This window comes from Phenylobacterium sp. (assembly GCF_031984885.1).
Taxonomy (GTDB): Bacteria; Pseudomonadota; Alphaproteobacteria; order Caulobacterales; family Caulobacteraceae; genus Phenylobacterium.
Genome location: NZ_DAMABV010000002.1, coordinates 341,013 through 365,770, shown reverse-complemented (window position 1 = coordinate 365,770; position 24,758 = coordinate 341,013). Strand labels below are relative to the sequence as shown.

General features: G+C 60.6%; 25 protein-coding genes. 11 read left to right on the top strand and 14 right to left on the bottom strand.

Going from position 1 to position 24,758, the window contains the following annotated elements:
- Positions 1–269 precede the first annotated feature (269 nt).
- Positions 270–944 carry a hypothetical protein gene (locus RTL41_RS05190; protein WP_312162032.1) on the top strand — a complete coding sequence of 225 codons (675 nt, stop codon included), beginning with the start codon at positions 270–272 and terminating at the stop codon, positions 942–944.
- A 48-nt stretch (positions 945–992) separates the two neighbouring features.
- On the opposite strand, the gene RTL41_RS05185 is transcribed toward RTL41_RS05190, so the two are convergent.
- On the bottom strand, positions 993–1,760 hold the full coding sequence (locus RTL41_RS05185) for a hypothetical protein (protein WP_312162030.1): 768 nt from the start codon (positions 1,758–1,760) through the stop codon (positions 993–995).
- Positions 1,761–2,199: 439 nt separating this feature from the next.
- On the opposite strand from RTL41_RS05185, the gene RTL41_RS05180 reads away from it, so the two are divergent.
- The 5 genes from RTL41_RS05180 to RTL41_RS05160 are packed head-to-tail and all read left to right on the top strand — an operon-like array spanning position 2,200 to position 6,183.
- Entirely contained in the window at positions 2,200–2,625 is a 426-nt protein-coding gene (locus RTL41_RS05180) for a hypothetical protein (RefSeq protein ID WP_312162028.1), read from the top strand.
- Positions 2,622–3,896: a relaxase/mobilization nuclease domain-containing protein gene (locus RTL41_RS05175; protein ID WP_312162025.1), complete on the top strand. Its 1,275-nt coding sequence runs from the start codon at positions 2,622–2,624 to the stop codon at positions 3,894–3,896. The genes RTL41_RS05180 and RTL41_RS05175 overlap by 4 nt, the downstream gene beginning before the upstream one ends.
- Positions 3,897–3,920: 24 nt before the next feature.
- Positions 3,921–4,478 carry a hypothetical protein gene (locus tag RTL41_RS05170; RefSeq protein ID WP_312162022.1) on the top strand — a complete coding sequence of 186 codons (558 nt, stop codon included), beginning with the start codon at positions 3,921–3,923 and terminating at the stop codon, positions 4,476–4,478.
- On the top strand, positions 4,475–4,705 hold the full coding sequence (locus RTL41_RS05165) for a hypothetical protein (protein WP_312162019.1): 231 nt from the start codon (positions 4,475–4,477) through the stop codon (positions 4,703–4,705). Before RTL41_RS05170 ends, RTL41_RS05165 begins: the two co-directional genes overlap by 4 nt.
- Entirely contained in the window at positions 4,702–6,183 is a 1,482-nt protein-coding gene (locus tag RTL41_RS05160) for a TraM recognition domain-containing protein (protein ID WP_312162017.1), read from the top strand. Before RTL41_RS05165 ends, RTL41_RS05160 begins: the two co-directional genes overlap by 4 nt.
- Positions 6,184–6,330: 147 nt before the next feature.
- On the opposite strand, the gene RTL41_RS05155 is transcribed toward RTL41_RS05160, so the two are convergent.
- The 3 genes from RTL41_RS05155 to RTL41_RS05145 all read right to left on the bottom strand — a co-directional run bounded on the left by RTL41_RS05155 (position 6,331) and on the right by RTL41_RS05145 (position 11,993).
- Positions 6,331–6,861 (bottom strand): antirestriction protein ArdA, encoded by a 531-nt coding sequence (locus RTL41_RS05155; protein ID WP_312162015.1) that lies wholly within the window; start codon positions 6,859–6,861, stop codon positions 6,331–6,333.
- 165 nt (positions 6,862–7,026) lie between these two features.
- On the bottom strand, positions 7,027–7,896 hold the full coding sequence (locus RTL41_RS05150) for a hypothetical protein (RefSeq protein ID WP_312162013.1): 870 nt from the start codon (positions 7,894–7,896) through the stop codon (positions 7,027–7,029).
- The gene (locus RTL41_RS05145; protein WP_312162012.1) at positions 7,893–11,993 is read right to left on the bottom strand and encodes a HigA family addiction module antitoxin; all 4,101 of its coding nucleotides are present in this window, start codon (positions 11,991–11,993) and stop codon (positions 7,893–7,895) included. Before RTL41_RS05145 ends, RTL41_RS05150 begins: the two co-directional genes overlap by 4 nt.
- A gap of 147 nt (positions 11,994–12,140) precedes the next feature.
- Between RTL41_RS05145 and RTL41_RS05140 the strand changes: the two genes are divergently transcribed.
- Both RTL41_RS05140 and RTL41_RS05135 read left to right on the top strand, forming a co-directional pair.
- Positions 12,141–12,494, top strand: a complete 354-nt coding sequence (locus tag RTL41_RS05140) for a type II toxin-antitoxin system RelE/ParE family toxin (protein WP_312162011.1) — start codon at positions 12,141–12,143, stop codon at positions 12,492–12,494.
- 1 nt (position 12,495) lies between these two features.
- Positions 12,496–12,780 carry a helix-turn-helix domain-containing protein gene (locus RTL41_RS05135; protein WP_312162010.1) on the top strand — a complete coding sequence of 95 codons (285 nt, stop codon included), beginning with the start codon at positions 12,496–12,498 and terminating at the stop codon, positions 12,778–12,780.
- Positions 12,781–12,807: 27 nt separating this feature from the next.
- On the opposite strand, the gene RTL41_RS05130 is transcribed toward RTL41_RS05135, so the two are convergent.
- Both RTL41_RS05130 and RTL41_RS05125 read right to left on the bottom strand, forming a co-directional pair.
- On the bottom strand, positions 12,808–13,302 hold the full coding sequence (locus RTL41_RS05130) for a hypothetical protein (RefSeq protein WP_312162009.1): 495 nt from the start codon (positions 13,300–13,302) through the stop codon (positions 12,808–12,810).
- A gap of 487 nt (positions 13,303–13,789) precedes the next feature.
- Positions 13,790–15,049, bottom strand: coding sequence for a toll/interleukin-1 receptor domain-containing protein (locus RTL41_RS05125; protein ID WP_312162008.1), 1,260 nt, complete (start codon positions 15,047–15,049; stop codon positions 13,790–13,792).
- Between the two features lie 237 nt (positions 15,050–15,286).
- Here RTL41_RS05125 and RTL41_RS05120 point away from each other — a divergent pair, with 237 nt between their 5' ends.
- Complete coding sequence (locus RTL41_RS05120; protein ID WP_312162007.1) at positions 15,287–16,390, top strand: hypothetical protein; 1,104 nt, start codon at positions 15,287–15,289, stop codon at positions 16,388–16,390.
- Between the two features lie 383 nt (positions 16,391–16,773).
- Here RTL41_RS05120 and RTL41_RS05115 read toward each other — a convergent pair whose 3' ends face one another.
- Positions 16,774–17,382, bottom strand: a complete 609-nt coding sequence (locus RTL41_RS05115; RefSeq protein WP_312162005.1) for a hypothetical protein — start codon at positions 17,380–17,382, stop codon at positions 16,774–16,776.
- Between the two features lie 10 nt (positions 17,383–17,392).
- Positions 17,393–18,253, bottom strand: a complete 861-nt coding sequence (locus tag RTL41_RS05110; protein WP_312162003.1) for a hypothetical protein — start codon at positions 18,251–18,253, stop codon at positions 17,393–17,395.
- A 161-nt stretch (positions 18,254–18,414) separates the two neighbouring features.
- Between RTL41_RS05110 and RTL41_RS05105 the strand changes: the two genes are divergently transcribed.
- The gene (locus RTL41_RS05105) at positions 18,415–18,861 is read left to right on the top strand and encodes a hypothetical protein (protein WP_312162001.1); all 447 of its coding nucleotides are present in this window, start codon (positions 18,415–18,417) and stop codon (positions 18,859–18,861) included.
- Between the two features lie 33 nt (positions 18,862–18,894).
- On the opposite strand, the gene RTL41_RS05100 is transcribed toward RTL41_RS05105, so the two are convergent.
- The 5 genes from RTL41_RS05100 to RTL41_RS05080 form a co-directional block, all read right to left on the bottom strand.
- On the bottom strand, positions 18,895–19,191 hold the full coding sequence (locus tag RTL41_RS05100; protein WP_312162000.1) for a hypothetical protein: 297 nt from the start codon (positions 19,189–19,191) through the stop codon (positions 18,895–18,897).
- Positions 19,188–19,388 carry a hypothetical protein gene (locus tag RTL41_RS05095; protein ID WP_312161997.1) on the bottom strand — a complete coding sequence of 67 codons (201 nt, stop codon included), beginning with the start codon at positions 19,386–19,388 and terminating at the stop codon, positions 19,188–19,190. Before RTL41_RS05095 ends, RTL41_RS05100 begins: the two co-directional genes overlap by 4 nt.
- 261 nt (positions 19,389–19,649) lie before the next feature.
- The gene (locus RTL41_RS05090) at positions 19,650–19,892 is read right to left on the bottom strand and encodes a hypothetical protein (protein WP_312161994.1); all 243 of its coding nucleotides are present in this window, start codon (positions 19,890–19,892) and stop codon (positions 19,650–19,652) included.
- A gap of 99 nt (positions 19,893–19,991) precedes the next feature.
- A complete protein-coding gene (locus RTL41_RS05085) occupies positions 19,992–21,764 on the bottom strand; it encodes a hypothetical protein (protein ID WP_312161991.1) in 1,773 nt (590 codons plus the stop codon).
- A gap of 47 nt (positions 21,765–21,811) precedes the next feature.
- Positions 21,812–22,828, bottom strand: coding sequence for a PEPxxWA-CTERM sorting domain-containing protein (locus RTL41_RS05080; protein WP_312161989.1), 1,017 nt, complete (start codon positions 22,826–22,828; stop codon positions 21,812–21,814).
- A gap of 205 nt (positions 22,829–23,033) precedes the next feature.
- Between RTL41_RS05080 and RTL41_RS05075 the strand changes: the two genes are divergently transcribed.
- Complete coding sequence (locus RTL41_RS05075) at positions 23,034–23,609, top strand: recombinase family protein (protein WP_312161986.1); 576 nt, start codon at positions 23,034–23,036, stop codon at positions 23,607–23,609.
- Here the strand turns inward: RTL41_RS05075 and RTL41_RS05070 are convergent.
- Positions 23,587–24,660 carry a glucokinase gene (locus RTL41_RS05070; protein WP_312161984.1) on the bottom strand — a complete coding sequence of 358 codons (1,074 nt, stop codon included), beginning with the start codon at positions 24,658–24,660 and terminating at the stop codon, positions 23,587–23,589. The two genes, RTL41_RS05075 and RTL41_RS05070, sit on opposite strands and share 23 nt — an antisense overlap.
- Positions 24,661–24,758 lie beyond the last annotated feature (98 nt).

Here is a 24,758-nt window from a genome sequence, read left to right as displayed (position 1 = left end):
CTCACGCAACTTCGGCTTGGCCAGCGCAGATTACGGCATCAACTCCAGCACGCGATCCAGGCGTGGCCTCGAACGCGTCGCTGGTGGGCCCGGTAGGAAAACCTCCAGATCCCACTCAACATAAGAAAATCAATATCTTAGCAGATCGCCCGTCGCCCTTGTGTCACACCTTCCGTGTCCCATGCAAGGGCATCTCGCGCCACTTGGCTCCAACAAGGACAACACCTACCATTCCCGGCAGAGCTTTGACGCGAAGCTGGGAGAGCATCTTGCCGGTCTGGCTGACGATCGTAGTGACAGTGGTGAGTGTGCTGGGGGCGGTCGTGACGGCGATTGCAACGCTGTTGCTATGGCGGGTCACGAAGGTTCTCGCCGTCGAAACGCGGCGGATGGCCGATGCAAGCTCCCAGCCGCATGTAGTGGCGACCATCGAGCCCAATCGCTGGTCAATGATCCATGCAGACTTGCGCGTGGAGAACACCGGAAATGCGACCGCGTATGACATCGAAGTCGAGTTCGACCCGCCGCTGCAGAACGGAGAATCTCGATCTGAGAAGCAACTCCCCCTCCAGCGCCTTAGCGTGCTGAAGCCCGGCCACGGTATCACGAGCTATCTCACGGAGTTCGAACCCATCATTGACCAGAAGTATACCGTATCGGTGACGTGGAAGCGTTCCAGGGACGCCAGCACACGCGAGGGAAACAGCTACGAGCTTGATCTCAGCGCGCTCAAAGGCATCTCTCGGCTAGGCGCTTCTGATCCAGGCGTGCAGATAGCAGAGCAGATCAAGAAGATGCGGGAGGATTGGCAATATGTCGCCAGCTCCTTCAAGAAGGTGAAGGTGGACATTTACACTTCCGCAGACCGACTACACGAGCAACGCGCCCTTGAGCGGCGCTGGAGGCGGGAGGAGCGTCAGCGGGCCGGGTCGAAGCCCGAGTGACCAATCCACAAAGGGCCAACCGCGGAATGGCGGCAGCAGCCGGACCGCCTACTTCGGGTTCTTAAAAATCTCATCGAGAACCACGCCAATCTTGGACTTAGCCCAGTCCTTCACCGCAGCAACAAACACAGCAACCGCACCTCCAACTATGGTCGATTTCTCAAATCTTTTGAGCAATCTCTCGGTGGGCGACACCACATAAGCAATGAATGCTGTATATCCAAACTGACCCGCATAGGTGAACATTGCCTTTGCGGCGCTGAGCGCCGCAATGATCTCCGCACGCTCCTCTGGATGATTTGCTGCATAGCCATTCTCAGCCTGAACCACGGCAAGAACTTCATCCAGCGCTTCCCTGACCGCCGCGACCTGGGGACTCCCCGGTTCGATTGGCAGCGGGCTCCACGCATCGGGCTCCTTAAGCGCTTCTGGAGCGGGGCCAGCTCTGAATACGGCCGACGCCGCGCTACCGGACGCTAGGTGAACAAGGCTGGCGTCATACACCTCGTCGGCCATCTTCCTTACGTGGGCACGGCCATCTCGCGTCATCACATACGCGCCGGTCCCGACCCATTCTTGAACCGTTCGCTCGCTCATCAAACCTACTGTTCGCGAGCGCTGCTTTTGCACCTCCTCAAGCAGATCATCATCCTCCAAATCAGAGAGGATGACCTTCACGATGCTGAGCGGGACCGCGAGCCGCTCATGAATACGGCTGGGGGTGAAATCCAGCCGCTCATCTCGGACGTATGCCTCATACATCATCACCAGAACGAAACGCCGGGCGGCGTCCTCATCGACGTAAGGCTTCGGCATGAATTACCCCCGTTCCCCATTCCAGCATTTCACCTCCCCCGGCGATAGGAAAGCCGATGGTTTTGGGGTCACCCATACGAACCCCTATACGTGGGGAGCGGCGCGCGGTCTCCCCCCATAGGGGTCAGGGCCTGCGGCCCAGAGAGGTGCGTCGGGACGCGCCTGCGGAACCAATAGGTCCCGCCACGAAGGTAGAGATGACTGTATCCTGCCACAGCTTGCATTCCCGCTCTGTGGCACACCCTTGTGTCCCACTTCAACGGCGCAACCGGCTGATTTCCCTGATTTTCCTTGTCACTCAGCGACTTAGTGGGTCGCTGGTGGACTTGGATGTCGAAACCTCGAACCGACTGTTCGAGATTCTGACGGACTGGAACACCACGCTTGAGCGCGCTGGTCATGCCGAACGCCTGAGAGAGATTTCCTCTCAGGTGCCGCCTTGCCCCTAGATGACACTTTCCAGAACGCAGCCTTAGCGGCGAAGCCGCCCAAGAAAAGACCACCACCGTTCAGCCTTCGGCTGTCGGCGGCAGAACGCGAGCGGCTGCTGGCGCAGGCCGATGGCGCGCCGCTCGGCTCGTATATCAGGGCGAAGATTCTGGACGGGGCTATGCCGCCGCCGCGGAGAAGGCCGCGCGCGTCTGCCAGTGTCGTCGACCAGAAGGCGCTGTCGCAGGTGCTGGCCGCACTCGGTCAATCGCGCCTGTCCTCCAACCTCAACCAGCTCGCGCACCTCGCCAATATCGGCGCGCTGCCCGTCACGCCGGAACTGGAAGCGGAGTTGGCGGAAGCGCTCGCGGCCATCCGCGATCTTCGCCGCCTGCTTCTCGTCGCGCTCGGCTTCAAGGAGCAGGACGCGACATGATCCTCAAAGCCTCCCAACGCAGCGGCGGACAGGACCTCGCCGCCCACCTGATGCGCGCCGACGAGAACGAGCATGTGCGCCTGCACGAGTTGCGCGGATTCGTCTCCGAGGACTTGAAGGGCGCGTTCAAAGAGGCCGACGCGATCAGTCGCGGCACGAAGTGCCGCCAGTATCTCTTCTCGCTCAGCCTCTCGCCGCCTGAACAGGCGCGCGTTCCGGCGGAAGTGTTCGAGCAGGCGATAGACCGCATCGAGGAGCGGCTGGGGCTGGAAGGCCAGCCCCGAGCGATTGTCTTCCACGAAAAGGAAGGCCGACGCCATGCGCATTGCGTGTGGAGCCGCATCGACGCCGACACGATGACCGCGAAGCAGCTCTCCTTCTTCAAGACGAAGCTGATGGCGGTCTCGCGCGAGCTTTATCTCGAACACGGCTGGAAGATGCCGCGCGGCATGGCGAACCCTGCCGAGCGCAATCCGACCAACTTCACCCTCGCCGAATGGCAACAGGCCAAGCGGCAGGGCGTCGATCCGCGCTGGCTCAAACAGACCTTGCAGGACTGCTGGGCGCGCTCCGATAGCGCCCGCGCCTTCGGACGCAGCCTCGAAGAGCACGGTTTCTTCCTGGCGCGCGGAGACAGGCGCAGCTTTGTCATCATCGACCATAGCGGCGAGGTGCAATCGCTGCCCCGCGCGCTCGGCCTGAAGACCAAACAGGTCGCCGAACGCCTTGGCGACGGCGCGGACCTTCCCGGTGTCATGGAGACGAAAAAGCTGATCGGCGAGCGGATGACGCCCGCGATCCGCCGCCATGCCCAGGAATCGCGCGACCAGTTCCGCGTCCGCTCGGCCAAGCTCGGCGAATACAAATCGCAGATGACGCAGTTCCACCGCACCGCGCGGGGCAATCAGGAACAGCGCCATGCCCGCGAATGGGATGCGGAGACGAAGGACCGCGCGGCGCGTCTGCCGAAGGGCATTCGCGGCCTCTGGCACCGGATCACGGGCAAGTACCAGGAGGTGCGGCTTCTCAACGAGCGCGAGGCCGCCGCCACGCGCGATCGGCAGGCGCAGGAGCGCCAGAAACTGATCGAGCAGCAGCTAGAGCAGCGGGAGAGATTGCAGGAGCGCTTCAAGGAGCTGCGCCGCGACCAGGCGGAACGTCTGCTCGAACTGCGCCGCGAGATCGGACGCTACCTCTCCTTCTCGCGCGGCCATGCGGACCCGCCCGCGCAGACGCGCGGCTACTCCCAGTCCCTTCGCCTCGAACGATAGCCCCCGCCATCAAGGAGCTTTGCCATGTCTCAAAAGAACGGCACGGACAGTACCGGGTTCGCCCTCGCAGTTGTGGTGACGGTCATAGGCTTCGCCGTGGCCGTCATGTTCGCGCTGGCGGCGTTCGCCGCGCTTGTGCTCTCGCTTCTATGCCTTGCGGCATGGAACAAGCCGCTCACCATCGGCGACCTGACGCTGGAGCCGCCCGAAGCACGGGCGTTCGTCGTGCGCGGCCTGATCGGAACGGTGGTCGTTCCGGCGTTCGCTCTCTTCTGCGCTGTCTTGTTCCAGACGGAAATCGACCCCGATTATTGGCCTTACCTGCTTATCGGCGGCTACACGCTCGGCTCGGTCGGTATCGGCATCCTCCTCACAAACGAGGAAGGGCCCGCGCAGCAAGTGTTGCCTCCCCTGCCTGTTGCATCGGCGCCCCTGCCGCCGTCAAGGTCAGACAATCATCCCTGCGGCCATGCACGTTGCCCGCTCTACGAGGCCACGCGGGGCTATGCGCCCACCGATGCCGCACCGCCGCCGCGCCAGTTTCAGTACGCCGAGTGGGACGATGAGGAGGTGCGCCGATGAGCTTTGGCCGCCTGATGGAAATCTACCAGTTCTTCTGGATGTTTGAATCCCACGCCCAGCAGCGTCTCGCATGGCAGGACGCGGCGCAGGCGCGGACCGCGCGCGAGCGCGCCGAAGCGCTCGCCGCCGCCCAGCTTCGCGCCATGCTGGACGCCAACCCGAGCGGACAACTTGGCAATGCGCAACTGAACGACCCGGACGGCCTCGAACAATCGGGGCTGTTATGAGCGTGCCCGCGCCCTCTTCCGGCGGGCTTCGGCGCGGGATCGAGCTTGGCTTCTTCAATGGCCGCGCGCTGGTCTATGGCGGCACCGAACCCGTCGCCATCGACGCGCAGGCGGGCAAGGGAAAACTGACCCGCTTTCTGGGCGTCAATCTCGTCTCCCCGCGCACGGCGCATCTGACCAAGATCATCACCGACCCCAAGGACGGCGAGGTTTCGTGGGCATCGTGGAAGACGCTGGAGCGGCAGGGATACCGCGTGCGCTTCATCAATCCGGGGCGTCTCTACGGCTATCCGGGCGAGACGTATAACTTCAACACGCGGCTTTTGGAGGTTGCCCGGCGTCCCGAGCTTCACGGCATTTTGGGCGAGGCCGCGTATGACGCGGCCTCGTATCTGGTGCCCATCGACCCCGACCCGAAAAGCCGCTGGATCGGTCAGGGCGTGAGGACAGCGTTCGCGCTCTACAACAAGATCACGGCGCTCTTCCCCTCTTCCCGCTGGCGATGCACGCCGGGGGGCTTGTGGGATTTCTTCGGGCGCGGGCGCGAGGAGATCGCGGACGACCTTCTCGTCTGGGCGTCGGATTCACGGCTGGAAGACGATGCGGGCATGTGCCGCCAGATCGCGAGCCTCACGGGATCGCGCGACCAGTGGAACGCCTACTCTTCCGTCATCATCGAACGCTTGCAGGGTTTTCAGCCGGGATCGGCGGCGCGCGCGGCGACGGATTCAAATTCGTTCGATCCTGCCGACATGAAGCATGAGCGCACCGCGCTCTTCATCATAGGATCGGCCCGCAGCGATGCCAGCCGCACCTTTGTCGGCGCGATGGCCGCCGCCGTCATCGAGCGCTTCGCCGACGCGCACGGGCCGCTGCGCGCGCTCGTCGTCGGCGAGGAATGGGGCCAGCTCTACGTCTCGAATTTCTATGAAATCCTGACCCTCTACCGCGAAGGCGGGATCAATTTCCTCGGCGTGTTCCAGAACGCGGCGGCGCAGATCGAGGCCAAGTATGGCCGGGAAACCGCGCGCATCTGGAAGAAGGCCGTCGCCCATACGGTCTATCGCGGCCTTCCCGATACCGACACGCTCAAGGAGATCGAGCACCGCTCGGGGAAAACGAGCGTGATGGTGCGCGGCTTCAACGTCTCGAACAACCAGGTCAACGGCTCGGGCGACAACCTGGTCGAACAAGCGCGCCCCGTTCTTCAGGTAGAAGATGTGCGCCGCGCGACGGGCGGTGAGATGGGACTGCTGGAATCCCGCGACCACGGGTTTTTCACGGTGGAGATGCCCAACTTCTGGGAGCGCCCTGAAATGGGAGGCATGCTCCGCGATGTGCGTGGCCGCCCCGACAAATATGCATGGCTGGCGAACAGGCCGCACGCCTTGCCCGCCCCGCAAAGGCCGCCATTGGAGGAAGTGGAGTTCGCGGACGCCGCGATTGAGGAAATGCTGGCGGGCCTTGCGAACCAGTGAGTCAGAGATCAGGGGGCTTTAGCGCCCCCTCTGGTCAAGGAAGCCTCACGGCGCGGCCATGGCCCGCGTCCTTGACCATTCACCCTGCACGCTCGCCGCTCTGGGCAGGGTTGCAGGAAGCCTGCAACCCGCCGGATAACAGGGCTGTCAGTGACCGCTGAACACGTGCAGTTCATGATAGCCGAGTTGGATGGTGAACACGTCGCCGTTCATGTCCGCATCCCGCGCCATCGCCTCATAGTCGATGTAGTAGCGTAGCGCGTCGGGGACGCTGATCGTCTCTTTGGTCACGCCTTCCATGTAGTCGGCAAGGCTGCGGTAGCGTCCCAGATAGCGGTCTTCCAGCGCGTCCCTCGCTTCCTCCAGATCGCCCCCGAAATGCGAGAGTACCGCGCCGCCAAGTTCGCCATGTTCGGCAATAAATCCGGCGAGTTCGCACACGCGCCCGATGCCGGAATACTCCTCGATGGTCGCGCCCTCGAAACCTTCATAGTCATGGATCGCGTATTCTTCGGCGTCCGGTATGGGCGATGCCGCCAGCATGCGGACGATCTCCGTCCTTACCTCGTCCTCGCCAAGGCCAGCGTCGATCCATGCGCCGTGCAGGGTGCCGTTATTGTAGGCCGCGAGGCAGGCCACATAGATGCGGGGTTTTGTATTCGTTTGGGTTTTCTCCATTCTCTTTCTCCTTGGGATTGGGTTCATCTGAACCCTTGCCCTTCGGCGAGAATGGGGGTGCAAGCGGAGGGAGCCTTCGCGGGGACCCGGCTGCAAGGAGCGCGCAGCGCGGATGAAGCTGGGCGGAAGGCTCTTGGAGCGCGCCGGGGGCGAAGCCCCAAGCCTTCATGCGCCGTATAATTTTCCCGCGTAGTAGTCTTCCATCTCCAGGTCTTCGTAGTATCGCTCGCGCCGAGCGTTCTCGATCTTTTCCCGCACCTCGGGATAGCACTCACCGCACCCTGTGTCCCCAAAGCCGAAATCTTCAACTAATCGCATCAAGCCTTCATCATCATCGTAATCGAATAGGTGCGATATATCTTTAAGGTCGGATTCGAAATTCTCTACGCCGCAGTTAGGACACTCAACGATCTCTTCCTTGTGGTGACAGACGCAACATTGCTGATCTTCAACGATGAAAGTGGTCTCGTTGCAGTTGGGACATATCCAACGAGTGATGTTGCCGCGGGATTCTATGTATAGCTTAGCTCTCTGGATGAGTTCCGCGCGGGCACGCACCAGCAGTAGAATTTGCTGGTGCTGTTCCTCGTCGATAAAATCTGACGTCTCAAGATCGAGGTGCGCGCGGTAGAAAAAAATCATGAAGCTGAAAATCTCAGCGAACTTCAGCTCTATATGTTCGTGTGAATAATCGAACTCAAAGTGTGTCAGCTCATTTCGGAGCTTCACCGCCTTCTCGATGCTGGCCTTTTCCTCATCAGAGATCGCGACATTCCCGATGCGTGGGTTCCGCAGCCGCGCCAGAGCGCCCAGCAACGTGACCGTCTTCTCGGCCCGATCAACGGATTCAAAGATCAGGACCGGATGGACGCGCCGGAGACGTTCCTTAAAGGCAAGCTCCATCGCCTGAACAACGTGGACGATGGCAAACTTCCACGGAGAGGTTTGCGGCGCTTCAGCCTGCGCACACGCAACGGCTTCGCGGAAATACGAGATGCTGTTGTTGAGCAAATCGAGTTTGTGGTTTCCGCTCAACGTATCCGCCTTCTGATGTCTGCCTCAGTGTCGTGATAGCTGGCCTCGTGCTCGTATGTCTTCGCCATATCCGAATGTACTGCGGCAACAAACGGGTGGGAGTATTGCAATAAGCGCGCACTCCGCAGGTATCTCTCAGCGAGTTCACGCTCCTCCGAACCTCCCTCTCCCCGCCAATGCGCGCCCCGCGCATTGTAAAGCCCCGTGTGAGCACCGCTCGCCAGCTCTTTAGTCTGAATTTCCTCCATGACCTCGCGAACGGGCTCGCATGGCCAAATGCCGTCGGCTCCTTCGGGCGCTTCTGCGAACAGCTTACCGAGACAGACGTCCGCAATCTCAAGTCTTCCGAGCTCGGCACAGGTTTCCCGCACCACCTTTACCCATTTCAAAAGACGATCAGCCTGCAACTCACCAAGGTCATCATGACCGGGTATACGCCTTATCGCTTCGAGGAGTTTATAGCCGCGCTCCGCCAAGTGTTTCCCATTGTCGGCAGGCACTTTCCACTCCGGAGGGTCTTCACCGCCATCTTTGCGTCGGTATGTCCAGACGATTGCCTGGATGAACAGCGCCGGGTTGTTCTCCGTATACTTTTCGAGATTAGGGATTCCATGCTTCTCGTTCCGCGACCAAGGGCGGGAAAGAGCGTCGATAAAGGCAAATTCCAGACGGGCTTTTTCCTCAAGACTAACTTCGCTCGCCTTGTCGAGAATCACGAACGCCTGCTGGATATGGTATTGGTCCAGCTTGTATTCGCCCTCCCGATCTCTCCCACCCTTCGCCACTTCAGAAAGGAGTTGCTGGAGGAGATGTGGGCGGACAGCTTCCGCTTTGTGGTGGATACAAGCAAAAGCAGCGCGTGGGCGCTCGACCGCCAACAGACGCTCGACCCCTTCGCAGGCCTCGTCATCCGCCTCGTGAATCCAGTCCGGCACAACCTCGGACCAGTAAATATTGCGACTTTGCTCCTCAAGTTCATCGACCAGCCGCCATGTGCTCCGGCGAAATGGCGCCAGCAGAAGGACACGCACGAAAGAGTTTTGCGGTAGTGCGCCACCAAGCTGCCTCAAGACGCGCTCGCGCTTTTCGTCGTCTTGGGTACGCAATGCTCCAAAGACGAGATTTCTCCGCGGCCATGGTTCATCATGATCCTCGGGCGGCAAAGCGCGCTGGATAAAACTGACAAGCGCCTCTTCTTCGAAGACTCGGCTTTCCAGCAACCAGCCAATCTGGGAAGCCGCCCTCCCCATCTCGGCGAGGCGGATCACGCCATCAATGCCCTCGGCCGCCAACACCTGACGCAAAGCGTCTACCCGTTGGGCAGCAATGCGTTCGTCTCGCTTCTTGAAGTCAAAGTCATCGCTTTGAATTTCATCCGCCGACTCCTCGACCCAAGCTTCCCGAAAGAGCCACTCATGCTTCTGAAGAAGGTCTGACGGCTCCAATGCTGCATAGGCTGCCTTTGCAGCGGCGGAGAGTGACGGACGCCCCTCATTTTTCTTCAGCCTCGCGGCACGCCGCGACATAACCGTCACGCGGATTCGTTCCCGTACGAGCGCCTTCTCCGCATCGGGCGCTCCGGCGGCCCAATCGCTAACTAGCGTCCAAACCCTGGCTTGATCCTCGTCGGAAAGATCGTGGAGATGCTCGACGAGGTCGCAAAGCATTTGGCGAGTGTAGGATTTCCAATTCAACGCCATCTCGACCATCTCGCGCATAAAATCGAGAACCGGCTTCCATGTGGAGAAAGGCTCGCCAAAACCGTAGCCGTCGGGTCTCCACCGAGGCTTGTGACTGTAGTCTCCGGTCCTTTGGCCCGTGTCGATCTGTTCGATGCAAATTCGCCACGCGACATCGGGATGCCGCTTCGCCAATAGCTTCATTACAGCCAGGCGTTCGTCATGACTCGCTGCCGTCTGTGGCATCCACGCCCGGAAGATCGACGACAGTGAATTGATGGGCTTGTTGCCCCAATTGTCGTTAATCTCGACCTCGGAGAGCCTTGCGAGGATAAGCGCCGCCCGAGGCAAGGTTACCGGACTCCAGGCCAGCCCCTCCAATGCCCAGAGCAGTCCAGTCCTCGGACAACTGCCGAACATGCCCGCATCGGCGGGCCGCATCAGGCCCATCACAGCCGGATCGTCCGACTTAAGATCACTCTCAAGGAGAGAGAGAAATTCATCGGGTGCCGCCTCAGCATATGTGGGCAAGTCGCGTTCCGCGGCCTCCAGCGTCCGCGTCGTCAACGGTGTAAGTAGATCTCGGACGAGACGGACCGCTTCTATTTCGCAGTCTATGCCTAGCCGCGCCTTGAACAGATGGTTTCCGTGGACGGCGAGCAAAACCAGCGTCTCCGAAAGGCTCTCTCTCAAAGCACCCGAAAACTCGCGCGTCTTTCCGTGGATAGACGCAGCCCAGCGCTCACTCTGCGGCAAATCCAGCGCAGGATCGTCTTCACCCAGAACCATTCGCGCCAACGAAAAGAACCGCTGAAGGTCTTCGCGCGTGACCGCTCCAGCACAGGCGTAGAGGGCGTCAATTTTTGAGATCACCCCGCGATAAGTTCCGATGGACCAGATCGGCGGGTCGTTCAGGGCCGCGAACCGCTGGACCTCTTTCTCGAGCACCTCGTATGTCGGACCATTCGCGACCAAGGTGAGCGCAAGTTGATCGACCTCGCTGCGCGAATCCCAAACGCCGACGAACAGGAAGGGAATAAGATTGGAAGCGGCCGCTTCATCGGAGGCCCACGCGGGGGTTCGCACGGCTGGCACATTGGACAGCCTGCGCCGTAGCACTGTTAGGGAACGACCAGACTCGTCGGCGCACTTTGAAACCTCGTCGCGGTCGAGCCCCATAGCCTCCAGCCCCGCGCGAAACGCCTCATCGTTCAAAGGTGTGATGCTGACGTGAGGCGTGGCGTTCGTCGCGTTTCGTGGATAGATGACGATGGTATGGAGCGTAGAGGCCAGCGGCCCCATTTCACGCTCGACTTCACGGTCAGTTGTAACAGCGATGAAGCCCGGCTTGCCTTGAGCAAGGCGCGGCAGAACCCCCGGCTTGTCAAAAACCAGTACGCGGTCCCGATAGGCCGCAAGTTCATCCCCGCCCTCGATGCTGAAAAGCTGAGCTAAGAACGCAAGCGCCTCCTCAATAGAGTCCGCCGCAATGATCGTTGGCTCGTCAGGCGTGTTTTTCAGCCGCGAGATCATCGTGCGTTTCGACGCTTCAATCGCCGGCCTGAACAGCATGCCCGATAGAGGCGGCTTGGCCACGTCTGCGAAATCTGACCAGCACCTGTCCAGAGAACGGACCCCTTCAGAGGGGGCGTTCGTCTCGTTCGCAAACCAAGTCTGGCCCGGATGCGATTGCTCCAGCCATTGCTCCAGATCACTAGCGTCGTAGGCGCGGACATCCTGCCATTGTCCGGAGGCCTTCATGGCCTTCACCCACTCCGCTTTACCGCTCCAGCGGCGAGGGGTGACGAACACAAAGGTCATCTGGTCTCGGTCAGCTTTAGGCGTTGCTGTGACGCTCTTCGCGAAATCCCCGTCCGCCTTGCTCTTGACGTTCTTATCGACCCCGAACTCCCAGCCTGAGCGGCCCTTCGGAATCCATGGCGTCCCGTCCTCAGCCTCCACCAATCCGTCCCACCCTGGGCGCATGGCATCGTCATTGCCGGGGAAATCAACGGAGCGAAGCCCGACCCCCGTCGAGTGGACAAGAGTACGCAAGAACACGCTTAGGCGAACACGGGCGCTTACATTCGGCGCTGCCCAAGCTTCAATGTCATTTGCCTTGAAGGACAGAAACGGCGGCACATAAGCCTTGCTCGCCGCCGCTACGCCTTTGCTTTTTGCGAGAGCGGTGTCGTACGCAGCCTGCATATCGAGGAGATTCTGCGCAGGAATACCGAATGCGCGCTCCACACGAGCTGCCATGTCGGGCGTGGCGGACACCTTGCCGTTCAAGAAATTGGAAACGCCAGGACGGCTTATGCCGAGAAGTCCGGCAGCGTCAGTCACGGACATCCTCTTGGGCGTCAGAGCGACATCGCGAACGTGTTGGCCTGGATGGATCGGGGCGGATTTTGTCATCGTTTAAACGTCACCCACTCATAGTAGCAAATTGTAAGGTGTAAGGCAACGCATTACACAATTCTCCCTTTGTTCGATGAGGCGGATGGGTGTCGCTGACGCACAAACCCTTGACTTTTGGGTGTCAATGACACACAATGAAAGAGCATGGATACAAAGCCCGTATCAGTCGTCGAAACCGCCAGCTTCCTGAAACTCAGCGAGGCGATTTGGTCGGACGACGAACGGATGGAGTTGGTGGACTATGTCGCCCGCAATCCTGAAAGCGGCGACATCATCCCCGGCACGGGCGGCGTCCGGAAGCTCCGATGGGCACGGGCCGGGAGTGGCAAGCGCGGCGGCGCACGGATGATCTATTTCTATCACCACGCCGACGCGCCGATCTTCCTCCTGCTGGCCTACGCGAAGGCGCAGGCGACAGACATGACGCCCGACCAGAAGCGGGCCGTATCCGCGCTCACGGCTGAACTGAAAAAACGATACCCCTCGAAAGGAGGCTGACATGACTGACTTTGGAAAAGACCTGATCGAGAGCCTCGGCGAGGCCGTCCAGTACGCAAAGGGCAAGCGCGCCGGATTGCGCACGCATGCCGTCGAAGTGCCGGACGTGAAGTCGCTTCGCCAGAGCCTCGGGCTGACGCAACAGGCTTTCGCCGACGCCTATCACATTCCGCTCGCCACGCTGAAAGGCTGGGAGATGGGACGGCGCCAGCCCGACGCGACGGCAGCCGCCTACCTCAACGTCATCGCCTCGATACCAAACGAGGCGCGCAAAGCGCTGACCTAGAAAGCGCCCCGCAGCGCTCCCCCAACTTCAATCGGACCACTCGATCCGCTTGCCGGTGTATCGACCGTCGCCCGCGAGCATCAAGCGGTCAGCGAGCCGCTGAGACTCGACCGTCGGCGCGATAGCATGAAGCAGCGCCCGGACAACTTCGAGACATTCCCCCGGCGCCGGCACAGCTTCGAAATAGCCCGCCGGATATCGCAGGGAATGATCCTCGTTCATGACGCTGAGGCTCCAAACAAGATGCCCCAGGTTTTCGATAGGTCTCAATCCGCGCTGGTTCGCCGCCACCTCAAGCGCAACCAGATCGTGACCGAGTTCGCGCGACCAGAGCTTTCGCTTCGGGACCTCCTTGGCGGCAAGAAACGCTTTCAGGCCAAGCTCGACAGAGTGCGAAAGCAGGTAGAAGCCTGAATGCAAGAAGCGTGTGCTCGTCGCGACATCCAACACTTCGAATGCATCTGCGAACTCGCTCGCACGACCCAACAATTCCCCAGCAAACAACCCGAGCGGCTGCGGCATCGTAACGGTCTCGCCTTCCGGCCTCAGAGCTGTCATCAGCAGATGATGTCACAGCGCCCTGCCTGTCGGCAAAGCACCGCGGCGTCCGCAGGCGAAACGCCCCATGCGCGGATTGCCTGGTGCAGGTTTCCAAGGCGGCAGACGCCTTGGTCGTGATCCAACGGCGAAACGGTGGCGCGCATCCAATCCGCGGAGGGTTGGTCAGGATTGCACAAGGGCAGGAACGCCCTTTGCTCGCATTCAAGGCCGACGCCTTGGTGCAGGTCCAGGGCGGCATACGCCTGGTCATGGGTGTCGGGAGCAGGAACGCTCCTGACTGGTGATGCAACGGCCAGACGTTGCGGTGGCGTGAGCGAAGGTCCGAGGGGCCTGAGAGAGCGCCAATGGCCGGGAGGAATGCAACAGGAGGCGCGCAGCGGGCCTCCTTTGCCAAGATTTGCGGGTACTACCCGCACATCTTGCACTCTACGAAAGAGCGAAAACCGCCTTAGCCGTGATCCCTTACGAACCGCCGCGTCCGGTCCGTCACGAAGAGAAACGACATCACGTATGGAGGCTGACCAAGTGAATGATGCGCATCTATCACCTTGCTCTCTTCGAGATAGGCGAGCGCGCTGTTCAGCCTCCGGACGGGCCAGTCTGCGAACCAGGACGCCACATCTTCGGCGATGTCCGCCTGACTGACACCTTCGCTCACCAGGCGGTTTGCAACAGCCACCGCGTCCTTCTGATTATCGAAATCGAGGAAGTGGCGGTCGAACTCCACAAAGAGCCCGATGAGCGGCCAGAACCGCATATCGTCCATTCGCTGGGTTTCGATCAGAGCACTGTCTGACAAATCCAGAACACCGAGTCTGACGTCTTCCTCGGGAAGCCCGGTCGCTTCGGCCACCTTCGCGACGGTCGTTTGCGGATCGAACTTGCAGCCGTTGACGCTGTTTGTAACGAGATAGCGGGCGACCGCCACGGCGCTCGCCGACCAACCTTTGATCCCCGAGGGCGCGTTCTGGACGTAGGTTGGCTTCTCGCCCCGCGGCGGCTTTGTGCTGACACCGTGAATGTCGGCGATGAGCGCAGCGACCTCGGCCTCATCGTCCAGATCCGTCTCAGGACAACGCAGCGTTTTCAGGAACGGCGACAGGCGCGTGATCGGCACGCCGATACGCAGGCCCATGAAACGTGACTCGCCCTGGACGGCCTGAAGGAAGCCCGCGTCGATCTCGGTTTCGACCCAGGGCTTGCCGATGGAATTTTCGGTCAGAAGGACCACGAAGTGCGTGCAGTCCGAGAGCCCGCTCTCCATCTTGCGGCGCAGGCTGTCGCCCGTCCTGATTTCCCAGGCGTCAAGCCAGACTTCGATCCCCGCCGCCATGAGCTTTTCGGCAAGAGGCCTTGCAAGGGACTCGTGATCTTCCGATGCATGAGCCAGATAGACGTGAGGAACTTCCTTGGCGGCAACAGTCACGTTCTCAACCTGGCCCTTCTCCAATCCCAGACGCCGCTCCAGCTCCCGCGCAAACTCGGGAGAACCCTCGGTACGAATGACATACCCGTCATTGCCCTTGCGACGCACGAATACGGCGGGCCGCTTACCGGTTTCGGGATCGACAATAGCCCCGGCCGTGCCGCGCACCTTTTCCTCGATCGCCGCGAAGGCCTGATCGAGCATCTTTTGTTTGATGCCGTCCATAAACTGCTTCTGGTTCACGGTGCGGCCACCGAGCTTGAACTCAAATCCCTTCGCCATGCCCCAAGCTTAACCGAACTCGCGGAACATAGGAAGAACCTCCACTTACGGGTGCGGCCCCACTCCGCTTCACAAAGGCCCCCCTTCTTCTTCAGAACCTCCCCGCGACAATGCACGCAGCGAGGGAGAGGCTTGGTTTCGCGCGCGTTAACATTGTAGCGTGGCCGCAGAGCGGAGCTGTGCGGGGAGGCTCAATTGATTTGGCGAGGCGCGGGAAAACTGACGCTGGTCCTCGGAATGGCGCTTCAGCTCGCCATTCCGGTCGAGGCGCTGGCGCAGAACAACAATTTCTACCGCCAGCAACAATGGCAGCAGCAGCAACAGTGGCAGCGTCAGCAGGAGATGCAGCGCCAACAGACTATGCGCCAGCAACAGATGCTGCGCGACCAGCAGATGCGCCAGCAGCAGGCGCAGCGCCAAATGCAGATGCAGCGGCAGCGGGCGTGGCAACAGCCACGTTCACAGCCGGGCTTCCGTCCCCAGCAGGGCGTTCAGAGGCCGCAGCAGGCCCAGGGCGGATTTCGGATCTTCCGCAGCCCCCAGCAGCAGGGACAACAATATGGCCGCCCCCTGCCCCGTCAGCAGGCCGCCAACCAGAACCGCTTTTCGGTCTTCCGCAGTCCCAGCCAGCAGCCCGCCGCACGGCTCTGGCGCAACAATCCCCAAAGCCAGAACGCCCTCGCCGCGCAGCGGCGTAATTTCTTCAACGCGGCGCGGGGCGTAACCGTCCGTTCCGGGCAGTTCCTGCGCGCGAGCTATAGCGCCCGTGCAGCCGATGTCCGGCGCTGGCTCGCCTCCCGCACTGTCACAGCGCAGCGCGGCAGCAACAATGGCGGCGCGCGCGCCTGGTTCGCTCAATGGCGGGGAAAATTCACCGGTCCAAAGGTCGTGGCCGGCGGGCCCGGAGGGAACGGCGGCCATGGCGGTAATGGAGGCAACTGGGGAAGACGCCCACCGTTCTCCGCTCAGATAGCAGCCAACGACAACAAGGCATATAGGAAGACAAGCTCAAATAATATTGCCAGCTCTGATAGATATAAGCGTGAATTGCTCGCTCGTTCTGAGCGACCAAAAGTCACAAATAAAGATTTGGATAGCATTATCGAAAAGCTATATAGAAAGGATGCGAAATACGGCATCAATGGAAGCACCGCGTCAGCGGTTCGATATGAAATTTCCAGTGGAGAAAAGGTTGGAAACCGTTTCCACTCACAGAAAGCACAGGATAGCATAAGGGAATTGCAGAATTGGATTCGGAGAAATCCAACCGCATCCAAAACTGATATAGCCGCAGCGGAAAACACAATTTCCGATCTTAGATCTGCGCTAAGTGGAAATTGAATGAATAAAGAAACAAAAAGTTTTTTAAATCTACTATCAGCGGTAGACAAGCGAATTGAAACCATAGCAGATCAGACGTTTGACTACTGGCACCCAAACCCTCCTCCACCAACTTCAATTTATGACGAGGTTGGATTCGTAGTGTCGAATATCTTCAATTCACTCTCAGTTTCAGCACGGGAAACCATCTGTGAACTGCTAGAAGACGGGATGAGGTCGGACAACTCGGAATTGGCTGGGGCCATTGCCTCTGGATTTGTTGAGGGGTTCACCAGAGACATTGGGCATGAAGAGTGGAAAAGGCGCGCCGTATATTGCGGCCCTTCAGTTCGATCATATGTTGCGAAGTGGACGACGCTCGACGAGGATCAATAGTCCTAAACCTACTCCGCCGCGCCACCGCCCTTCATGTAGTTGCGGAGGTTGCGTGAGAAGCGGTTCATCGTTCCGCCCTGACAACCAAATTCATTGACGAACCGCATGCCGTCCTGCTGGGCATCCCCGGGGATTTCATTGGCATCATATGCGGGGATCAACTCCTTGATGGCGCTGGGGTCCTGCGCCATGCGGCCATATGTCTGCAACTGATTCAGGAACATCTCCATCCCCTTCTCGGGCGTGATGCTGTCTATCATGTCCGAGGCCGTCTTGTTCCGCATGGCGTCAACCTCGGCGGTCTTGAAGGCCGAGGCGTTGCCGCAAACCTGACGCACCGCGTCGGCGAAGTTCACCGCATATGCCCGGAGATGAAAATCGCTGTAGCCCGCATTTTCATAGCCGCTGTTGTTGTAGATCGCGGCCAGCGCACCGGGCGCTTCATAGGTCTCGAAGTTGGCTTCCGTCGCTTCGCCCATGATGACCGGGCCGCCGCCTAGAAGACCCGTGACCGCGCCCAGCGGCAGAAAGCCGATATTGGTCAGAGCGCCGAGCGCCAGACCGACAGCGCCGCCGAGGGCGAGCGTTTTGACCGGACGGGAAAGAACCATCGCCATTGTCGCCCCCTTAGACCGGAGAATTCGTCATGCCGGGATTTTCGGTGGCGCGGAGCCACGCATCCTGGACAAGCTTCTGGTATCCAACGTGATCGAACCGCGCCATGTCGGCCTTCGCGGCCATCTGGCGGAACAGCGCCAAGAGGCCCGCGTCCGACGCGACGTTTTCCCTGAGGAGCACCGCCTCGAGCGCCGCCGCTACTGCGACAGCGTCCAGAGCGGCAAGGCGAGCGAATTCGCGGATCGAGGTGTCGGCGATCTTCCGGCCTTCGGCGAAGGTCGCACGCTGGCTTTTGACTGCCGTCGCCAGCGCCTTCTTCTCAATGTCGTTCGCGCTTGCGAGGGCGGGCAACAGATCGCCGTCCAACGCCTTGCGCGCGGCACGCCCGACGCGGACACTCGACACCAGTTGGTCGAGCAGTTGATCGGGCTGCGCTGACGGCGCTCCCGCCTTGGGCAGATTGAAGATCGGCTCGCCGCTACGGTCGGCGGCATTCGCGACGTTCTGCGCCAGTTCCTGCCCCGCCGCCTGCGCGGTGGCCGCCGATTTCGCGACGACCGTCTTCAGGCCGCCGAGGTGCTTGTCGACTTTCTGCTTTCCCTTGTCGGTGCGGTAGTAGACGACGAAGGCAGCCACTCCGAGCAGCACGAAGACGACGGGCGGGTTCAGGTACATCGAGACGGTGAGTCCGATGAGCATGCTGGCGAAGAACAGGATGACCGTCTTCGCCCGTTCGGGAAGGATGAACGGCTTCTTGCCTCCCTCGGCAGCCCCGGCCGCTCCAGCGGCCTCCAGCGCAGCGGCAGGTTTCATCCGTAGAACGAACACGATCGCCCCGATCAGGACGGCAAGAATGACTATCGTGGTCACGATATGCCCCGACTCCCCAGACACGGACGGGACGTGCGTCGCCTATGGCCGCTTGCCCAATCCCCCTGCAACGCAGAATAGTCAGGAGCGGCCTTGCGACAATAGTGCGCACGCAGCAGGTGAGAGAAAAGAGCCGCAGGCGCAAAAAAAGGGGAAACACCGTGGCCAGACGCACCTCGCCTCAGGAGCAATTCGAAGACGAGCGTCCGAAGCGGGGGCTGTTCTGGCTGCTCTTTCGCATGCCGGGCGCAACGCTTCTTTGGCTGCAATACATGTTCCCGGCCAAAGGCGATGTCTGGGGCTCGGCGCGGCGCTACCGCAACCCAGGTGCGGAGTTTCTCTGCACGATGATGCTCTATGGCTGCCTGGCGATCATGGCGTACTTTCTGTCTCAAAGTCACGAGCGGCCCTCGCACGGACGTGAAGCGGAGACGGTCGCCGCCGACGCGCTCTATTCCGACGACGTTCCCGAGCCTGCTCCCGCCGGCGACGTCATCGTCGCCGCGCCGGAGCCGCCGCCCGAACCTGTCTCCGATGAAGCGCCCACCTATGCGCCGCCAGACGCCGAAGAACTCGCCGCGAGCCAGCCGGAAGACCCGCCTTATTGAAGGCAAGCGCGGCCACGCCGCGCTTGTCAGGTTTTAGAAGAGTGATAGTTGGCGGATGCCAGCTTCGATCTCGTGCCAGCCCTTGTTGGCGGCAGATTGTTCCAGCCACGCGAGAACGTAGTCACCGGGACTTCCAAAGTCGTCGATCACGCCCTTCGAGATGAAGTGCGAACGGTAGCCCGTCTCTGTGATCGGCAACGGCGCCCGCTGCGGTTCAAGGGTTTCGATCTGGAGGTGATCGACGAAGCGTTGGCGTTCGAATGTCACCTGGACGAAGAAGCCACGCCAGTCGAGGGTTTCGGTGGTGATTGAGCGGTGATGGAAGGTCATTGCTGACCTCCCTTTCCTTCCGCGCTTTGCTCGCGCATCACGATCCGCCCGAGGACGGGCGCGGCGTCGAGCTTCACGTTGAAGCCTTTGCCGTCGGCGTTGGGCCAGGCCGCGCCGATGCGCACCCATCGGCTGGCCTCTCCTTCGCCTTGCACCACGTAGACGTTGTGGGTCGGTTTTGCGGGTTTGCTTGTCATGGATCTTCTCCTTTGTTCGAGGCCGCGACCATTCGCGGAAAACCTCACGGGGAGAGGACGGATCGGCGGGTCAGGCCGGAGATCAAACGCCGCCCCCTGCGCCGCGAAAGCGGGGCGGAGCTGCACAAGCGTTCACGCGCGGAAGCGAGCCGCGTTGATGTCCGGCCACGCTGATCCATGATCCCCGAAGATGAGGTTTTTCGAGAAGGACGGCGCGGGTGGCCGGAGGAGATTCCCGGCGGGAAAACCTGAGAAGACGGCCTAATGCGGACGCTTGGCGATCAGGTGGGCGCGGTCACGGATTTCGTGCGGTGAGGCGTCAGGCCCTAGCTCTTCCACCGCCGCCGCGTAGCAACCGAGAATGCGCTCGTAGACGAGTGCCTTACCTTCGGGAAGAAAGTTGATAACGCCCTGCATGAGGAAGTAGGCGAGTTCGGAGACTTCAACATCGTCGCCGCAGTCCGCGAGCGCGCGGCGTAATCTGGCGATGGCTTCGTTCTCCATGCGCGCCCTTCCCGCGTTTGCAAAGACAGACTAGCTGCCTGGCATCGCGGCATGCAACGGACGGAACGACAGGCCATGGCCGTTCCGTCTCTGACACCACTAAGGCCGATAGGCGTTCGCGGCGTTGAAGTCCTTTTGCTCCTGGGCAGCCGCTGCCGTCTTGGTCGTGCGGTACTGGACCGCCGCCGTCGCCTCGTCGAGGGTCATCTTCTCCCGCGCATCCACATCCACGATCTGCAGATCGACGTAGTAGATCGGCGTATCCGCGTCCGGCGCTTTCGGATTGCTCGATTTCTTGACCGGTGGCGGATCCCGATCCGCGCGGTTCGGCGGCATATGCCAAAGGGTGGCCGTCACGACGACACCGCAGTTGGGGACGTAGCCAGCCGCTTCCCATTTCGGCACATAAGGAAAGTTCGTGGGCTCTTGCCCCAGAACGGACATGATCCCCTGCGCGTTCACATACTCTAAGAAGCTATCGAAGTCTGGCGGGCTATATCCGAACCATTTCACGAACGGCGGCACGACCCTCGTCATGCAGTAGGTCGCGACGGGCTTTGCCTTGATGAGCGCATCCTTCGCCGCACGAGGCTCCACGGGCAGGAACGTGTCGTTCTTGAACCGGAGGATGCCGTTGTTCGATACGCCGTTGCCAACATACCAACTCTCGGTGGGAAGCAGGTTGGCGCGGTCCCTATAGACCCACGCCACCATCGTGTACCAGCCGGACTCATAGACCACGGACGGCGTACCGAACTTGGACGTCAGCGGGCCGAGCACATTCTTGGACGGCTGCGGCATAGGCTTTATTTCGAAGCTCTGCTCGCCGAACGGAAGCTTCTGAGAGAACTCCTGGGTCTTCGAAATATGGTAAATTCGACCGTCCGGAGCGAAACGCGCGAACAGGCCGTCGAACGCTCGCGCCTTCCCGCGATCCTGGTCCTTCTCACAGCCGAAGCAAAGATCAAGAGGCATTGGCCGCGGCTTCGCCACCGCAGCCGCGGCCCAGGCTTCCAGGTCTTTCTCTCTGTTGAGCGCCGGGACTTTTCCGGCGCGGTAATCCGCCCAGGCGAGCGGGTTGGCAGGAAGATCACTGTCATGCTTGTAGGGCTGGCCATCGTAAGGAGCGAAGGGCGAGTAATCCGCGAACATCACCGCGCCCTTCTCTGACGCGCACACTCCTGCCAAGGCCTGCTCGCGGGTCATGCCGAGCGCGACACCGCGTGCAGAGAACCGACCTGCCTCCCCCGCCTGCGCGCTTGCGTTCCGGCAGGGCATCATGGCGAGACGTTGCACGACGTCGGATAGTGGCTCCTTCTTCCCGTTCTCGGTGGGCGTTTGCCCTGCTCTCGCCTTGACCGCTTCGGACAGAATCGGGTCGAGCGCGATGGCTTTCTTTAGAAGGTCGAGGCGAAGCGAGAGCGCCAGAAGACGCCCCGCCTTTTCGACATTGCTGTTCCTGATGCGGCTTTCAGTATACTCCTTATACTGTTTTGCCCCACTGGACTTGCGGGCTTGCTCGATGTCGGCGTCGACCGCAGCGATGCGTTGCTTGTCGCTATCGGCGCCCGACGACACATCGTCAATGTAGTCCGCGACGTTACGAGGATCGCGCCCGTCCCGATAGCGTTCCAAGAGGCTAGCGAAGCGTTCGTTCTCGCTCGCCGCCAGCTTTTCGTGCGCGGCGATCACGTTCGCCCGCTCGCTGTCAGGAAGCTCTTTCAACAGCTTCTGCGCCTGCGACGCGAACGCGGCAGGGTTTTCCGCCTGCCCGCTCACTTCGCCCGTCTTCTTCCCGCAGCCGGACACAGTGGCCCCGCACGCGGCCAGGATCGCGAGCGCAGCCGCGCCGCTCCGCAGATGCCTCAACATCTTCGCCTCACTTCATCGGTGGATAGGAGTTCGCCGCGCCCGCCCGCTCAGGCGGCCGCGAGCGCTCGGCGGCTGCGGCGCAGGCCTGCCCCGGCCAGACCGAAGCCCGTAATCATCATCGCCCAGGTCGCAGGTTCGGGCACGGCGGAGACGGGCGTCGTGAAGGGGAACAAAGCGGATGCCGAACGGGTCACAGAGCCTTCAGGCCCCTGATAGGACGTTTTTACGGTGTGGGAAAAATCCAGCGAGGCGAAGACATTTTCTTCCGTCACATCAAGCGCGACCCAGTTTGTAAGGCGCAGCGTCCAGAAGAAGTCCTGACCGGGATTGAACGTGTAGTTGATGGTACTGCTGGAAAGGAGATCCACCACTTCCAACCCGTCCCAAACAGCCGGCGTCAGTAGCGGATCGTTCAAGGCCGACCAGAAAGCAGAATTGGTCGCATAGTCACCCAGAAGCCAACTCTTGCCCGTAATGACCTCATAGCTCACGGGGTCGTAGGCAAGAAAATCAAGCCTGGAATAAATGTTCGTCAGGCTCGCAGGATCGGCAACCAAATTTTCAGACCATTCCGCTGCGCCTGACACGTCGAAGTTGAAGCCGACATTGGAGCCTGCATTCCACAGGAAGGGCGAGCCGCTCGCGGACGTGATGTAGAACGTGTCATCAAAACTGGCCGTCGCACTCGCGGTCTCGAAATTGCTCCCAAGCTGCGCTACCGCGCTACCCGGCTTGTTCTCTCCAAACGACAGATACGCGCGGGTCTTGAGTTCGGCGTTTGCGAGCGAAGCGGAAGCCCACACATCGCCGGTAACCGGCTTCCAGACGACATCCGCGCAACCGGAGCCCGCGACGCAATATCCCACCTCCCGACTTCCGCTATCGCCGAACACCACATCACTGTTCGCGAAATCGTAGAGCGACGAACGATCATTCGGCGGCAGGCCATATCCGTTGTCTATGCCGGCATACGTCCCCGCGATGGCCGGTGACGCCAGCAGGACGGTCGCGGCGGAGAAGATAAGTTTAACCCTAAGACCGCGGGTCATTTCTGAAAAAGACATTCGCACCCTCGCACACGTGGCGCGGACCAAAACAGCAACGTCAACAAAAACGACCCTTTTTGAGGCTATTTCTATCTAGCGTCACTTTGCCTCATTTGTTAGAAAACTCCCCGAAAACAGGAAGGGATCGGACCCGGCAGCGCGGACACACAAAAACGGTCGTTTTTGTTGGGAGTTGTACGACCGACAGGATGGTGTTTCGCGTATGGCGAGAAAAGTCGGATATCTACGCGTATCGACGCACGAACAATGTGTGGATCGTCAATCGGACGGCCTGCTGCCGCATTGCGACGAGATCCATGTCGAGAAGCTTTCCGCTGTGTCGCGGAGCCGCCCCGTTTATGAAAGCGTGATCGCGGGTCTTTCCCCTGGAGACACGTTTATCGTGTGGGACCTCGACCGCGCTTACCGCTCCGCTATCGACGCGCTGGCCGAACTGGAGAAGCTGCGCTCGCGTGGCGTGGAGTTCCGCATCCTCAATATGAACGTGGACACGACGACCCCGATGGGATGGGCGTTCTACGCCTTTGCCAGCATCATGGCGGAAGTTGAGCGGCGCACGCTCTCACAGCGCACGAAGGAAGGCCTGGCCGCCGCGCGGCGACGCGGGAAGCGGCTCGGCAGGCCGCCGAAACTCACCGACGCAGCCGTCCGTAAGGCGGCAACGCGCCTCAAGCGCGGGGAGAAGTTACAAGCGGTCGCCGGAAGTCTCGATGTTGCACCTTGGACGTTGAGCCGAGCGCTTCGCAAAGTAGACATCAGTTACGATCAACACCGCTAAACCGCGCAAGACCCGCAAGGTAAGGGTACCCGTGCGTAATCAACATGGTCGGGATGTCGCGCAAATAGTGATCGTCCGTACCGCCGATCTCGAAGTTCTTTCGGAATATGCCGTGGTTTTCCTTCTTGCCATCGGCGAGGAAATCCGCCGCAACCTTACCTGTCACGAACAGGCCGCCCATAGCGCCAAAGGCCAAGGCCATGTTGCGGGCAAAGCTTCCAAAGAATGCGCACCAATGAGCGATAGCCTGACGGGCAACGTGAGCCGCGTCGCCATCGCCCACTGCATATTCGGACAGATTTGCGGACGTCAGTTCCCTCGCCGCGGCCTCCGCGCGAACTGGGTCCGGATTGTGCCCCCCTTCAAATTCCAATCTCGCAACCGCGCGAATGAGGCTTGGCGCGCCCATGCCGGACAGAAGGTCTTGCCCCGTAATAGTAAGGGGCAGATCGCCGCGTTCCTCCCTGACGAAATGCATGATGGTATGCTCGTCAGGAGTTGCCGGCGTAATTCCGATATGACCGCTTTCGGTTTGCACAGGAATCCAGCGCGGGTTCTCCCTCGCCTTCACAAACCCGACCGCCCCTAGCCCCGAACGGACGCCGATCGCGACGACAGGGAAGCCGATTTTTGGCCTTCCTTTTCCGATGAGCTTGTAAGCGCCCTGCTCGGAAATAATCGGAACGGCATGGCCGAGAGCCACCATGTCATTCATCACATCTAAGCCACTTAAACCCAACTCAGCCCTTAGGGCCGCCCGATCAAAGGTCCAATCGCCCGGCATACCTTGAGGCTTGATAGCGTCGCTGTTGATGTAGATCGGGGCAGACAGAATGAGCTTTCGTCCTTCGATGGCGATCCCTTCAGACGTTGCAAACTCCCGTACTGCGGCGGCCAATGGCCGAGCCTGGTTGGCAAACCGCTCTGTTGGCCACTCCTGAAGCTCACTCATTAGAGTGCCGTCCTCAGCCAACCCAAGTATGAGGCGGCTTCGCCCCAAGTCACAAAGGATGTCCAGGCGATCGTCGCGTCCGCTCCGCTCCACAGCCATTGGACTCCCTCTTGTTGCGACCTCAGATAGGCTGGTAGGCATATAGGGGCGCATCAGGGCGAGGAAGCCGCCGCGCCATCAACAGGTATTGCTTCAGG